The 13,774-nt window shown below is 68.7% G+C and carries 10 protein-coding genes and 1 tRNA gene; 5 read left to right on the forward strand and 6 right to left on the reverse strand.

The genetic code is table 11. The features are described 5' to 3' along the window. Positions 1-8 precede the first annotated feature (8 nt). The gene (locus ACWA15_RS10775; RefSeq protein ID WP_464055165.1) at positions 9-443 is read right to left on the reverse strand and encodes a hypothetical protein; all 435 of its coding nucleotides are present in this window, start codon (positions 441-443) and stop codon (positions 9-11) included. 139 nt (positions 444-582) lie between these two features. On the opposite strand from ACWA15_RS10775, the gene ACWA15_RS10780 reads away from it, so the two are divergent. Next, positions 583-1,107 (forward strand): DUF1269 domain-containing protein, encoded by a 525-nt coding sequence (locus tag ACWA15_RS10780; RefSeq protein WP_464055167.1) that lies wholly within the window; start codon positions 583-585, stop codon positions 1,105-1,107. On the opposite strand, the gene ACWA15_RS10785 is transcribed toward ACWA15_RS10780, so the two are convergent. From ACWA15_RS10785 to ACWA15_RS10795, 3 genes are read right to left on the reverse strand one after another with little or no spacing between them, the layout of a single operon-like run. Next, positions 1,104-1,580 carry a DUF2975 domain-containing protein gene (locus ACWA15_RS10785; RefSeq protein WP_464055169.1) on the reverse strand — a complete coding sequence of 159 codons (477 nt, stop codon included), beginning with the start codon at positions 1,578-1,580 and terminating at the stop codon, positions 1,104-1,106. The two genes, ACWA15_RS10780 and ACWA15_RS10785, sit on opposite strands and share 4 nt — an antisense overlap. Before the next feature lie 48 nt (positions 1,581-1,628). Then, complete coding sequence (locus ACWA15_RS10790) at positions 1,629-2,957, reverse strand: anaerobic sulfatase maturase (RefSeq protein WP_464055171.1); 1,329 nt, start codon at positions 2,955-2,957, stop codon at positions 1,629-1,631. A gap of 9 nt (positions 2,958-2,966) precedes the next feature. Continuing rightward, complete coding sequence (locus ACWA15_RS10795) at positions 2,967-5,321, reverse strand: sulfatase-like hydrolase/transferase (RefSeq protein WP_464055173.1); 2,355 nt, start codon at positions 5,319-5,321, stop codon at positions 2,967-2,969. A 154-nt stretch (positions 5,322-5,475) separates the two neighbouring features. Between ACWA15_RS10795 and ACWA15_RS10800 the strand changes: the two genes are divergently transcribed. The 3 genes from ACWA15_RS10800 to ACWA15_RS10810 are packed head-to-tail and all read left to right on the forward strand — an operon-like array spanning position 5,476 to position 8,775. After that, positions 5,476-6,828, forward strand: coding sequence for a DUF1254 domain-containing protein (locus ACWA15_RS10800; RefSeq protein ID WP_464055174.1), 1,353 nt, complete (start codon positions 5,476-5,478; stop codon positions 6,826-6,828). Positions 6,829-6,835: 7 nt separating this feature from the next. Beyond that, on the forward strand, positions 6,836-8,113 hold the full coding sequence (locus tag ACWA15_RS10805) for a cation:proton antiporter domain-containing protein (RefSeq protein WP_464055176.1): 1,278 nt from the start codon (positions 6,836-6,838) through the stop codon (positions 8,111-8,113). After that, a complete protein-coding gene (locus ACWA15_RS10810) occupies positions 8,110-8,775 on the forward strand; it encodes a hypothetical protein (protein WP_464055178.1) in 666 nt (221 codons plus the stop codon). The genes ACWA15_RS10805 and ACWA15_RS10810 overlap by 4 nt, the downstream gene beginning before the upstream one ends. A gap of 198 nt (positions 8,776-8,973) precedes the next feature. Here the strand turns inward: ACWA15_RS10810 and ACWA15_RS10815 are convergent, their stop codons facing one another. Further along, complete coding sequence (locus ACWA15_RS10815; protein ID WP_464055180.1) at positions 8,974-10,611, reverse strand: cation:proton antiporter; 1,638 nt, start codon at positions 10,609-10,611, stop codon at positions 8,974-8,976. Between the two features lie 222 nt (positions 10,612-10,833). Here ACWA15_RS10815 and ACWA15_RS10820 point away from each other — a divergent pair, with 222 nt between their 5' ends. After that, on the forward strand, positions 10,834-13,533 hold the full coding sequence (locus ACWA15_RS10820) for a cation-translocating P-type ATPase (RefSeq protein ID WP_464055181.1): 2,700 nt from the start codon (positions 10,834-10,836) through the stop codon (positions 13,531-13,533). A gap of 39 nt (positions 13,534-13,572) precedes the next feature. Here the strand turns inward: ACWA15_RS10820 and ACWA15_RS10825 are convergent. Continuing rightward, positions 13,573-13,642: transfer RNA gene (locus tag ACWA15_RS10825), tRNA-Ser, on the reverse strand. Positions 13,643-13,774 lie beyond the last annotated feature (132 nt).

Raw genomic sequence — 13,774 nt, forward strand, 5'->3', positions numbered from 1 at the left:
ATCGACGGTCAGCAGGTGCTCGAGACGGCATCCTCAAGGGCCGTCAGCGTCGTGCCCAGCTCCTGGATGGCGGTACCGACGGCCGACAGCGTCGCCACCGAGGGGGTCGCAGCCGCCGTGTCGAGGCTCTGACCGACGGACGAGACAGCCTGGTCGACGGCGTCCACCTCGTCGCCGAACTCGTCCTGGGCGTCCTTCTTGACCTGGCTCAGGTCCGACTGGATCTGGTCGACGTCGTCCTGCAGCGTCGTCAGAGCACCCTGGTCGATGTCCAGATCCTTGAGATTCGCGACCGACGTCTTGAGCGAGTCGACCGAGGAGCACACCGCGGGGGGCGCATCGTCACCACCGTCTCCACCGTCTCCACCGCAGCCGGCGAGCGCCAGTGATGTCAGCAGGACGGCCGAACCGGCCAGGGCGTATGCGGGGCGTCGAAGGATCACGTCTTCAGTGTTGAGCCGCTGGCGCGCCGCTGCCTCACCCAGAGCGAGTGATGTCCGCGGGCCGGCCCCGGAGCCAGACTGGACGTGATGAGGGCCTCGCCCGTCCAGATCGGGCCCGGCCAGTCCACGGGAAGGATGCATGATGATGGATCCGAACTACACATTGCTGGTTGCCGCCTACGGCGGCGACGCGTCGGCAGCGGCGGAGGACTTCACCCTGATCAAGGGCATGGACGACACGGCCGTCGTGGCTGCGGTGGTCCTGTCCCGCGATGAGTCAGGTGAGGTCACGGTCAAGGAGCACGGTGGAGGCCTCGTGGGTGGAGGCAGTGCACTGGGCGCCATCGGGGGGCTCGTGGTCGGGTTGTTCGCTCCCCCGCTGCTGGCGGCCACCGTGATCGGCGCTGGGATCGGCGCCGGCGCCGGTGCCATCGCGAAACGCCACCAGGAGAAAGCGATCGGGGTCGACGCGGAAGAGTGGCTGCCGGCAGGATCGTCTGCCATCGTCGCGGTCGTCGACGACCTGTACCTGGACCGCGTGGACCACGAAGTCGCGAAGGCGACCAAGAAGGTGCGCAAGGCGATCGACAAGGGAGACTACGACGCCGTGGTCAAGGCCGTCAACGAGGGCGACGAGAAGATCATCAAGGCTGTGGAGTCCTAGATCACCTCGGCGAGCTCACCGCGAAAGGAGATCGCCGACGTCAGCAGCCCGCGCATGACCACCATGGTGAGGACCATGGCGCTGCCCGCTGCGACAGTGCCCAGCAGTCCGAGGAGCTCGCCCGGTCCCCCGGTCCGCACGACAGCGAGCAGGTGGATCGTCACAGCGGTCGCCAGGGAGGTCGCCACCGCTGTGGCACCGAGGATGACGTCCACCCACGTCAGCGCGCGCACGCTGAAGATCTGATCACCGGTCACCATCGACAGCAGTCGCCAGACCGCGACCAGCGCCACCTGGACACAGACGAGCGCAAGGATCGCCGCCGCGGAGTAGGGAACGACAAGGTGGGCGACCTCAGGGAAGTCCTCGCCCACCCAGGTCGCCTGCACCGGGGTGAGCACCTGGGCCAGCACCACTCCACCGAACAGGACCACCAGCAGCGCGCGAAGCAGGACCGTCACGACACGACTCATAAATCGATCATCGATACTAAACGATCGAAAGTCAATAGATATGGCCCGTCAGTCTCCGTGACAGGCTCCCCACGCGACCCCGCTGTCACAGGTGCACGCCGCACCTGGGTCGCGCTTCGCGTCGGCGGTGGCGTACCAGTCACGCAACGACACCGCGTCTCTCCCCTGCCGCAGGAACCCGGCCATGAGGCGCATCGGTTCGTCGACGTGGCGGAAGAAGAGCTGGTACCCCTCGCAGAGGTAGTGCAGACCGGGCTCGCCGTCGGGGGTGCTGATGAAACGGTCCTTGGGGCAGCCGCCGTTGCAGGCGAAACGCACGTCACACCTGCGGCAGTAGTCCGGCAAGGTGGCGAGCTTCGCCGATCCGAAGGCGCGCTGCTGCGGCGAGTCGACCATCTGCAGCAGTGTGCGCCCCTCGGTGATGTTGCCCAGCAGGTAACCGGGTTCGACGTAGTGGTCGCAGGAGTACAGGTCACCGGTGTGCTCCAGGGCGACGGCGTCCCCGCACGTGCGCGCATGGACGCACAGGCCGGCCTGGTCCATCCCCATCCAGTGCGCGAGCGCTGTGTCGAACATCGACACGAAGACGTCACCGACATCGTGCCGCGCCCACTCCTCGAAGACGTCGATGAGGAAGCGTCCGTACTGCTCGGCCCCGACGGTGCGGTGGGTGACGAGGTTCCCCTCCTGCCGGTACAGCCGGCGCTTCCCGCGACGGTCACCCCAGCCCGTCTCGGATGCCTCGAGGAGGTCCGCGGTGACGCGCTCGACGATCGGGATGAGCTGCACGAAGGAGGCGCCGAGATCATCGCGGAGGAACTGGTAGACCTCGCGGCCGTGGTCGCCGTTGGCCGCGTTCACGGTCGTCAGCACGTTCCAGTCCACCTCGTGCCGCTTGAGCGCCTCCAGGCCGCGGATCACCCGGTCGAACGTGGGCTTGCCGCCCTTGTCGACCCGGTAGGCGTCGTGCATCTCCCTGGGTCCGTCGATGGAGACCCCGACCAGGAAGTCGTTCTCGCGGAAGAACTCCGCCCACTCGTCGTTGAGCAGGGTGGCGTTGGTCTGGACCGTGTTGAGGATCCGCTGACCGGGGGCGGCGTACTGCTCCTCGAGCTCGAGGGTGCGGCGGAAGAAGTCGAGCCCCATCATCGTCGGTTCCCCGCCCTGGAAGGCGACCACCACCTCCTCGACGCCGCGATGGGCGGCGAGGAGCTGGCGGACGTACGCCTCGTGCACGCTCGGGTCCATCCGGAAGCGGCTCCCGGGATAGAGCACGTCCTTGGAGAGGAAGAAGCAGTACTCGCAGTCGAGGTTGCAGATCGCGCCGGTGGGCTTGGACATGACGTGGAATGCCCGCGCTGCTGTCAGATTCGTCATGGCGCTCCCTCAGTCGAGCAGGAACCAGCCACGGACCTGCGCCTCGTGGTCGACGTAGCGTTCACCGGACACGTCGACGACCACCTTGTCGATGATTCCTCCTGTGAAGGTGAAGGGGGCGGTGTACACCGGTGTCACCGGCGAGGCGTCGTCGCGGCCCACGCACAGGCCGTCACCGACCGCGCAGAACAACCCGGGCTGGGTGACGATCACGTCACTGCCCACGACGTCGCCGTCGACGTACAGGGTCAAGGTGCCCTTGGCCCCGGCCATCATCGGGTCCTCACTGCGCCCCTCGGCGACGAACTCGGCCGTGAGGACGTGGGCGCCCGGCGCTAGGTCGCGGTCGGCGGTGATCGTCTGCACGGTGGTGCCCACCCAGTTGAACGCGTAGTTGAGGCGCCGGTCCTGGAGATAGAGGCTGTGCCCCCCAGCCATACCGCCGTGGGCGAAGATGACGCCCTCCGCATCCGGTGTCTGGATGTGCACACCGGCAGCGATCGTGTACGACCTGCCGCTGATGAGGACCGCAGACTGCTCAGGTACCGGGGCACAGTCGGGGTAGTAGACGTATCGGTCACGTGCGGGCGAGCCGCTGGGACGCTCGGCGAGGGTCTGTTCGAGGGCGGTCCGGTCGTCGAGGGGGAGGCCGTTGTACTGCTCGGCGAGCTCGAACCAGCGTGCCTTCATGCGCTCGAGCCGCTCGTGCTCAGGTCCGGCGAGGTCGACGGACTGGGACCGGTCGACCTGGACGTGGTAGATCTCCCAGACGTCCTGGTCGAACTTGCCCCACCCGCTGAGTGGGGGATGCACGGTGCAGGCCAGCCAGCCGTCCTCGTAGAGCGCCCGCTGCCCCAGCATCGCGTAGAACTGCGTCCGCTTCCCGGCCGCACCGGGGTCGGTCAACGAGGCTGCGAAGCTCTCACCCTCGATGGCGCTCTGCTGGAAACCGTTGAGCGTGTCGGGAGGGGTGATGCCGAGCAGGTCGTAGATCGTGGGGACGACGTCGACCGCGTGCACGTACTGCGAGCGCGGCGTGGCGTCCGCCGCGACCTTCGCCGGCCAGGAGACCAGGCACATGTCCGCGACGCCGCCCTCGTAGCCCGCCCAGCGCTTCCAGTACGGGAACGGGGTGTCGAAGGCCCACGCCCACCCGGTGTTGTAGTGGTTGTAGGACTGCGTCCCCCCGAGCTCGTCGATGTGCTGCAGGGTCAGCTCAGGCGGCGTGGGCACCCCGTTGAAGAACCGCCACTCGTTGAACGTCCCGTTGGGACCGCCCTCGCCGCTGGCGCCGTTGTCCGAGATCACCACGACGATCGTGTTGTCCAGCTCTCCCGAGGACTCCAGGAAGTCGATCACGCGACCCACCTGGTCGTCGGTGTACTCCACGTAGCCCGCGAACACCTCTGCCATCCGGACGAAGAGGCGCTTCTCGTCGGCACTGAGCGAATCCCAGGGTCGGACCGTGTCGAGCATCGGCCAGGGCTGGCCGTCAGGCCCGGTGACGCCCGGCTCCCCATGCGGATTGATGCCGGAGAGCTCGGTGTCCTGGGGCAGGAGGCCCAGCTCCTTCTGGCGGGTGAGGATCCTGTCGCGGATCGCCTCGTAGCCGTCGTCGAAGACACCCTTGTACTTGTCCGCCCACTCCTGGAAGACGTGGTGCGGGGCGTGAGCGGCGTCGAGGGAGAAGTAGAGGAAGAACGGCTTCTCGGGTTCGACGACCTTGGCGTCACGGATGAACTGGATCGCCTTGTCGGAGAGGTCCTTGGCGATGTGATACCCCTCCTCCGGCGTGGCCGGGGGCTCCGTCGGATGGTTGTCGTGGACCAGGTCGGGGTACCACCCGGAGGACTCCCCGCCCAGGAAGCCGTAGAAGCGCTCGAACCCTCGACCCAGCGGCCAGCGCTTCTTCCATGCGGCCATGCCGGTCTCCTCCCCCGGGGTGAGGTGCCACTTGCCCACGCAGTACGTGTTGTAGCCGTTCTCCGCCAGCACCTCCGAGAGGAAGCCGTTCTCGAAGGGGATGCGGGTGGAGATCCCAGGGAACCCCGAGCTGAACTCCGCGATGGTCGCCATCCCGTTGGACGTCGCGTTGCGGCCGGTGAGCAGGGAGGCGCGGGTGGGTGAGCAGAGCGCGGTCGTGTGGAAGTTCGAGTACCGCACCCCCTGCTCGGCGATGCGGCTCATCGTGGGGGTGCGCACCGGGCCGCCGAAGCAGTCCATCGTGCCGTAGCCCACGTCGTCCCACACCACGAAGACCACGTTGGGTGCGCCCGCCGGTGCCTTCGGCGCCAGGTACGGCGCCCAGTCCGGGACCGAGTCCCGGATGTCCAGCTCGATCTTGCCTGCGAAGTCACGTGTCATGGTTTCCGCCTCCTGGAGAGTCTTCACTCAGCACGATGCGCGACGGGACGTGCGAGGGCATCACCCTGCCCGGATGAGGCGCTGCCCCGGGGGCGGTCCTACCGTCGAATCGGGCCCCGTCGGCGGGTGTCCGGAGTCGACAGGAGCGGGCGCCATGACCACAGCAGCCACCACGGCGAGCCCCTTCGACCCCCACCTGCTCGGGGTGGAGGCCTACGCCTACCTCTACCCGCTGGTGACCATGGAGACCACGCGCCGGCAGATGACGAACGCTCCGCCGGGCACGCTCCCCGGACACGGCCCGATGAACACCTTCACCCACGTCCGTGCGTTCCCGACCGCCGACTTCCGGGCCGTCGTGCGACCCAACTTCGACACCTTGTACTCCGTGGCATGGCTCGACCTGTCGCACGGACCGGTCGTGGTCACCGCTCCGGACACCCGCGGCCGCTACTACGGGCTCGCCATGTACGACATGTGGAGCAACGCCTTCGCCGCACCGGGGTGGCGCACGTCGGGCACCCGCGCAGCGCACTGGGCCGTGACCCCGCCGGGATGGTCCGGCACCCTTCCGGACGGAGTCCGCGCGATCGCCGCGCCCACCCCGACCGTGTGGGTCATCGGCCGGACCCAGACCAACGGCCCGGACGACTATGCGGCGGTCCACGACATCCAGGACGGATTCGCCGTGGTGCCCCTGGACGCGTGGGGAACGGGGGGCGCTGGGCAGGCCGCGGTGCGGGCCGCGGTGGATCCAGACGTGGACATGGAGACGGAGCCGCTGCACCAGGTCAACGCCATGACCACGGCTGACTTCTTCGAGCTGGGCGCCCGCCTGATGGGTGTCCACCGTCCCGCGCTGACGGACTGGTCGGTCCTCGAGCGCATCGCCCGGATCGGGATCGTCCCGGGGCTCCCCTTCGACCCGGGCGCGCTGACGCAGGACACAGTCGCAGCTCTGGCCTCGGTGCCCGAGGAAGCGCTGGACCGACTGCACACTCTGGTCCCGACCATGGCCCGGGTCGCCAACGGCTGGACCATGAACACCGACACGATGGGCGTCTACGGCAACTCCTACCTCAAGCGCGCGATCGTGGCGATGATCGGCCTGGGGGCCAACGCGCCCGAGGACGCCATCTACCCGCTGCAGATCGCCGACGCCGACGGGCACCCGGCAACCGGTGCGCGTCGGTACGTGCTCCGCTTCGCAGCCGACGCACTGCCGCCGGCCGACGCGTTCTGGTCGGTGACCCTCTACGACGCGGACGGCTACCAGGTCGCGAACTCCCTCAACCGGTTCGCCCTGGGCGACCGGGACCCGCTCGTCTACGACGCGGACGGGACGCTCACCCTCCACGTGCAGGTGGACGCTCCGGACGAGGACCGCACACCCAACTGGCTGCCCACCCCGGCTGGAGCGTTCAGCCTCTGCATGCGCCTGTACGCGCCCAGGCCCGAAGCCCTGGACGGTCGGTGGAACCCACCCCCGCTGACGGCCGTCTCCTGAGCGCGGCATGGACGTCACAGTTCTCCTCGTGGTCGCCGCCGCCCTGTTCGGCTGGGGGCTCGTGTCGAAGCGGCTCGAAGCGGCCAACCTGACTGCGCCCATCATCTTCGTCGCCCTCGGCGCTTGCGTCGCCGGACTCGGTCTGATCGACCGCCCGTCCGCACCGGAGACCCTGCTTCCGCTGCTCGAGGTCACCCTGGTGTGGTTGCTGTTCTCCGACGCAGCCGGGCTCCCCGCGCAGCAGCTGCGGCGCGACGCCGGCCGCTTCGCGCGGCTCCTCCTCGTCGGCCTTCCCCTGTCGGTCCTTCTCGGCTGGGGGCTGGCGGCATGGCTCTTCCCCGGGATGGGCATGTGGTTGGCGTTGTTCGTCGGCGCGGCACTGGCCCCCACGGACGCCGCCCTCGGCGTGCCCGTGGTGACCAACCCCGTCGTGCCCTCCCGGATCCGACAGCTCATCACGGTCGAGAGCGGACTCAACGACGGCATCGCCACCCCGGTCGTCATGGTCGCGATCGCCGGCGCTGCAGCCGTCGCGGGCCTCGAGAGCGACGAAGGTGCGGGTCGCGCTGCTGTCGACCTGCTCATCGGGGTGGCGGTCGGGGTCGCCGTGGGCGGGGCAGGCGGCTGGGTGCTCCGCCGGGCGCGTCGACGCGGCATCGCCGCCGACGACTTTGCTGGGATCGCAGTCCTGGCCTTGGCCCTGCTCGCCTACGCCGCCGCACTGGCGCTGCAGGGCAACGGGTTTGTGGCGGCCTTCTGCGGCGGTCTGGCGTTCGGGGCGCTCGCGGGGCGCCGAGCGCCGGCCGAGCTGCTGTACCTCGAGCAGACAGGCGCCGTGGTCTCCTTGCTGGTGTGGCTGGCTTTCGGTGCGATCGCCGTCCCCATCATGCTGGAGCGCATCGACGTCCTCACGGTCGTGTACGCCGTCCTCAGCCTGACACTCGTGCGCATGCTGCCGGTGGCGCTGGCCCTCATCGGGACGAAGCTGGACCGCAGCACCGTCCTGTTCGTCGGCTGGTTCGGTCCACGCGGACTGGCCTCGCTCGTGTTCGCCCTCCTCGCCCTGGAAGCCCTCGGGGCAGTCGCTGACGAAGCCGTGGCGCTCGTCGCGGTCACGGTCTTGCTCAGCGTCGTCGTCCACGGCCTCAGCGCCGGGCCTCTGGCCAGGCGCTACGGGCAGGCGGCTGCCGCAGCCGGGCCGGAGCCCGGCGGTCCGGTGCCGGTCATCCCCCTCCGCACGAACCGTCGCGGAACCGAAGAACACCCTCGAGAGGACACACCATGACCGAGACCCTGTGCCGTATCGACGACGCCCGCGCCTATCCCCAGGGGGAGCTGTTCTTCCTCAGGGGCAAGCCGGGAGGCTACGAGGCCGTCGTCTACAACACCACGGGCCTCAACCGGTGCCCGGCTGATCAGTTCGAGTCCATCGATGTCGACGTCCTGCGTGAGGAGACCGGCGCGGACATGGTCTGGAAGAACCCCCGTCGGTTCTGGATGCAGGACCACCTGCAGGTCGACCTGGTCGGCGAGCCCGCGGAGTTCCAGGGGCTGGCCTTCAACTGCGTCGCGAAGATGACCATGCCGGCGACTTTCGACCCTGCTCTAGGCCAGTCGGGCATGGCCTACGCACCGATGCAGATCCGTCGCGTCTCCGTCTACGAGTACGACGCGGGCAGCCTCGTGTTCCTCCTGCGGTCCCCGGACGGCATCACGTGGGTGATGCAGACCTACACGAACCACATCGACGACACGCTGACCGAGTCAGACCTCCCCAGGCTCGCCGAGCGGTTGCTGCTGCCCGTGGGGTGGGAGTTCACGGCGAGGGAGCTCGACCGGGATCTCGTCGTCGACACCAAGGGACTGGCCCACATCGTCCCGGACAACCTGGAGAACATGTACCAGGGCTACGACCCGGACGTCTTCAACTACGACCCTTGGGTCTGAGGGCCCCGTCGGCGCATGGCCCCGGTCCGCCGTTCAGGTCCTGTAGCGCACACCCAGCGCGGCACCCCCAGCAGCACCAAGATCGCCCAGATCATCTCGCCATGTCCACCCGCGATCGACCCGCGATGGGGCCATCCTGGGCCTGCTCGGCCGTCCTGGGGATCATCCGCATCGGATGACCACCGGAGGTTCTCGGGGTCACGCCTTCGGCTTCAGTGCCCGGGCAGCCTGCTCGGCGGCGTCGTCGAAGGGGTGGAGCACGAGGTCCACCCGCCCGGCCGCCGCCTCCTGTGCCAGAGACGCGGCCTCGGCATCGGTGTGCGCGGTGACGGCGAGCCTGCCGGGGAAGTGCCGGCGCTTCAGCGCCGCGGCGAGCACGCGCGTGACGTCGACCCGCGGGATGGTGCTGACCACCCACCTCGCCGACGCCAGCGGGAGGCTCGCAGGGAACTCCGGGTCCTCGGCATCACCAAAGACGATGCGAACGAGCCCCGATGTCTCGAGGGAGGGGTCGATCCGGGCGAACGGATCCCAGTCGACCACGAGGACACGCTGCCCGTCGGCAGCGAGCCGCCGGACGATGTGTCGCCCGTACCGACCGTAGCCGTAGACGATCACGTCGACGGGCGGGTGTTCGGGCGGCGGGGCATCGAGGGGATGCCTGCGTTCGAAGACGCTGAGCAGCGGTGCGAGCCGCTCGAAGATCTGGTGGGAGTAGATGATCAGGTAGGTGGAGGTGCCGATGGTGACCATGCCGACCAGAGTCACGAGTCCGACGGCCTCGTTGCCGATGTGGCCGAGGCTCAGCCCGAGCGCGACGAGGATCAGAGAGAACTCGCTGATCTGCGCGACCGCCAGTCCGGCGAGGAACGAGACGCGCTTCGGGTAGCCCATGAGCCCCATGATCACCAGCACGATGAGCGGGTTGCCGATCAGCACAAACGCTGAGAGCGCGATGGTGGCCGGTATCTGCGACCCGATCTCCGCGAAGTCCAGCTGGGAGCCGAGCTCGATGAAGAAGAACAGCAGCAGGAAGTCACGCAGGCCCGTGAGCGAGGAGGCCAGCGACTCACGGTACGGCGTCGACGCCAGCGCGAAGCCCGCGAGGAACGCACCGACCTCGATGGAGAAGCCGAGCCAGTCACCGAGGGCGGCGACGGACACCGCCCAGGCCACCGCGAAGACGATCAACAGCTCCTGGGAGCGCGCAACGAGCGCCATCAGGGGTGGTAGCACCCACCGCATGAGCATCGCCAGCACCACGAGAAGGCTCACACCCTGCGCGGCGACGAGGGCGATCCGGAGGCCCACGGATCCCTCGTCCTCTCCCCCGAAGGATCCCAGGACGATCATCAGCAGCACGACCACGATGTCTTGCACGATGAGGAACCCGAGAGCGATCCGACCGTGCAGCTCATCGATCTCGCGTTTGTCTGAGAGCAGCTTGACGATGATGATCGTCGAGGAGAAGGTCAGAGCGACCGCGACGTACAACGCGGTCACCGGCTCCATGCCGAGCAGCACCGCGAGCGCGTATCCGATCACCGAGGTGAAGACCACCTGGCCGAGCCCGGTGATCACCGCGACCCGACCGGTCGTGCGGACCAGATGGAGGTCCAGGCGGAGACCGACGAGGAAGAGCAGGACCGCGATGCCCATCTGAGCGAAGAGCTCCAGCGGCTCGTTGTCCTCGACCCAGCCGAGCGCCGACGGACCGACGATCACCCCGACCGCGATGAAGGCGACGATGAGGGGCTGCCGGGCACGGTTGGCGATCAGGCCCACCGCCGCGGCGACAGCCAGCACCGCCGCGGTGACCTGAAAGGTGCTCTCCATCGCCAGGTCAGCCGAAGTCGGCGGGCTTGTCGTGGTCCGCTGGGCGAGAGTCGAGATGGTCGCTCATCCGGCCTCCGTGGACAAGGGCGAGAGTGTCGGGAGTCATCGATCGTGGTGCTGCCCAGTATGCCAGTGCAGGTCGGGACCGCAGGAGGGACTTCTGGCCCTATGCCGGCGCCGCCGGTCACCGCAGGGTGGAGGTACCCGCGAGGAGGCGACACCATGGCGATCACCCCCGGCATACCTCCCCCGACAGGTACGTCCGCCGTGGCCTGGCACGCGCGCACGGTCGAGCAGGTCGTGGAGCTCTGGCAGACCGACGCCGCTACCGGGCTCGGCGCGGACGAGGTTCGCCGCCGCCTCGAGGAGCACGGGCCCAACCGGCTTCCGAAGGCCCGACGGCGCAGTCCGCTGGCCCGGGCGCTGGCCCAGCTCAACAACCCCTTGATCCTCGTGCTGATCGTCTCCGGCACAGTCACCGCCCTCCTGCAGGACTACCTGGACTCCGCGGTGATCTTCGGTGTGGTCGTCATCAACGCGATCATCGGGTTCGTCCAGGAGGGCAAGGCCGAGAGCGCACTGGAGGCTGTGCGGGCCATGCTCGCCAGCCACGCCACCGTCCTGCGCGAGGGTTCCCGACAGCAGGTCGAGTCCTCCGACCTCGTCCCTGGCGACGTCGTGCTGCTCGAGTCCGGTGACCGCGTGCCGGCGGACCTCCGGCTGCTGCGCGTGCACAACCTCCGCATCGAGGAATCGGCGCTGACCGGGGAGTCCGTCCCCGTCGAGAAGACCGTCGACGCCACGGCGGAGGACGCGAGCCTCGGTGACCGGACCTGCCTCGTCTACTCCGGGACCCTGGTCGTCTACGGGCAGGCCCGCGGCCTCGTCGTCGCGACCGGGACCGACACCGAGGTGGGCCAGATCGGTGCGCTGGTCGGTGAGGCGGCGTCGCTGGCGACGCCGCTGACCAGGCGGCTGGACCAGTTCGCACGCCAGATCACCGGATTCATCCTCATCGTCGCGGCGCTGGCGTTCGTCTACGTCCGGTTCGTCGGCGGGATGGACCTGCTGGAGGCGTTCCTCGTGGTCGTGGGGCTGGCGGTGGCCGCGATCCCCGAGGGTCTGCCGGCGATCATCACGATCGTGCTCGCGATCGGCACCCGCGCGATGGCCAGCAACGCGGCGATCGTCCGGCGGCTCCCGGCGGTGGAGACCCTCGGGTCGGTCACGGTGATCTGCTCGGACAAGACCGGGACGCTCACGCGCAACGAGATGACCGCGGTACGCGTGATGCTCCCTGCAGGTGACCTCACCTGCAGCGGTGTCGGGTACGTGCCCGACGGCGGGTTCACTGACGGCGACGGCGTGGTGGACTCGCGGGAGCACGCCCCGCTGCAGCGGCTGGCCACCGCGGGCCTGCTGTGCAACGACGCGGTGCTGCACCACCACGACGACGACTCCTGGAGCGTGGCCGGAGACCCCACCGAGGGGGCGCTGGTGACGCTGGCGCTCAAGGCAGGTCTCGACCAGCACGACGCACCGGCTGACCTCCCCCGGGTCGACGAGGTCCCGTTCGAGTCCGAGAACAGGTTCATGGCCACCCTGCACCACGACCACCACGGGCATGCGCTCGTCTTCCTCAAGGGCGCGCCGGAGCGGGTCCTCGACCTGTGTGGGATGGCCGGTCACGAGGACTGGCACGACCGCATCGCCCGCGCCGCCTCCGAGGGCGAGCGGGTCCTCGCGCTGGCCCGGGCCGACGTCGCCCCCGACACCGACCACCTCGACCTCGAGCGGCTGCCCCGGTTCGAGCTGCTGGGGATGGTCGGCCTGCTCGACCCGCCGCGCACCGAGGCGGTCACGGCGGTCGACGAGTGCCAGGCCGCCGGGATCCGGGTCAAGATGATCACCGGCGATCACGCGGTCACTGCGGCGGCGATCGGCCGGGAGCTGGGCCTGCACGCCGAGGTGGCGCTCACCGGCGAGACCATCGAGGCCATGGACGACGAGGCGCTGCAGGTGGCCGCCGCCCACAGCGACGTCATCGCTCGGGCCAGCCCGGAGCACAAGATGCGCCTGATGACCGCGTTGCAGGCCCGCGGCAACTACGTCGCGATGACCGGCGACGGCGTCAACGATGCACCCGCACTCAAGGCCGCGGACATCGGCGTGGCGATGGGGCGCCGCGGCACCGACGCCGCACGGGAGGCCTCCGACCTGGTCCTGACTGACGACAACTTCGCGACCATCGCCCGCGCCGTCAGGCAGGGCCGCGTGGTGTTCGACAACATCAAGAAGTCGCTGCTGTTCATCCTGCCCACCAACGGTGGCGAGGCGGGTCTGATCCTCGTCGCGCTGCTGCTCGGGCTGACGATGCCGGTCACCGTCGGCCAGATCCTGTGGGTGAATATGGTGACCGCAGTAACATTGGCGCTGGCACTGGCCTTCGAGCCAGCCGAGCCCGGCGTCATGCAGCAGCCACCGCGAGCGCCGAAGGAGCCCCTGATCACCCGGCCGCTCGCGTTGCGGGTCGCCTACGTGAGCGTCCTGATGACGGTCATCACCCTGGTCGCCTTCGAGTGGGAGGTCTCACGGGGCAGCTCGATCGAGACGGCCCGGACGGCGGCTGTCAACGTGCTCGTCGTGGGCGAGATGCTGTACCTGTTCAACGTCCGTCACTTCACCCGGTCCGCCCTCAACGCCGAAGCGTTCACCGGCAACCGGGTCGCGCTGCTCGTCACCGGCGTGCTGGTCGTGCTGCAGCTAGCCTTCACCTACGCCCCGCCGCTGCAAGAGGTCTTTGCGAGCGAGGGGCTCGGATGGGCGTCCTGGACGGCGATCCTCGGCCTGGGGAGCGCCAAGTTCCTCGCCGTCGAGGCGGAGAAGGCGTTCTGGCGCCACCGCGGCGTGCAGCGACTGTAGCTCGCCGGTCTCTTCACTTCTGAACTGCATCAACAACTGTGGGCGATACTGGGTTCGAACCAGTGACCTCTTCGGTGTGAACGAAGTTTTGCCGGTTCAACGCGGTTCGCAGGTGTTCGGAAATGGCGCTACGCCTCACTTCTGGACACCTGCGAATCGCTCCGAACCCCGCCCGTTGGGGTACCAGTTGGGGTATGAGTTGGGGTACGAGGCCATGGCGTCGACGGCGTCACAATAGTGA

It is taken from the genome of Sanguibacter sp. TS_SC_8 (genome assembly GCF_055361235.1).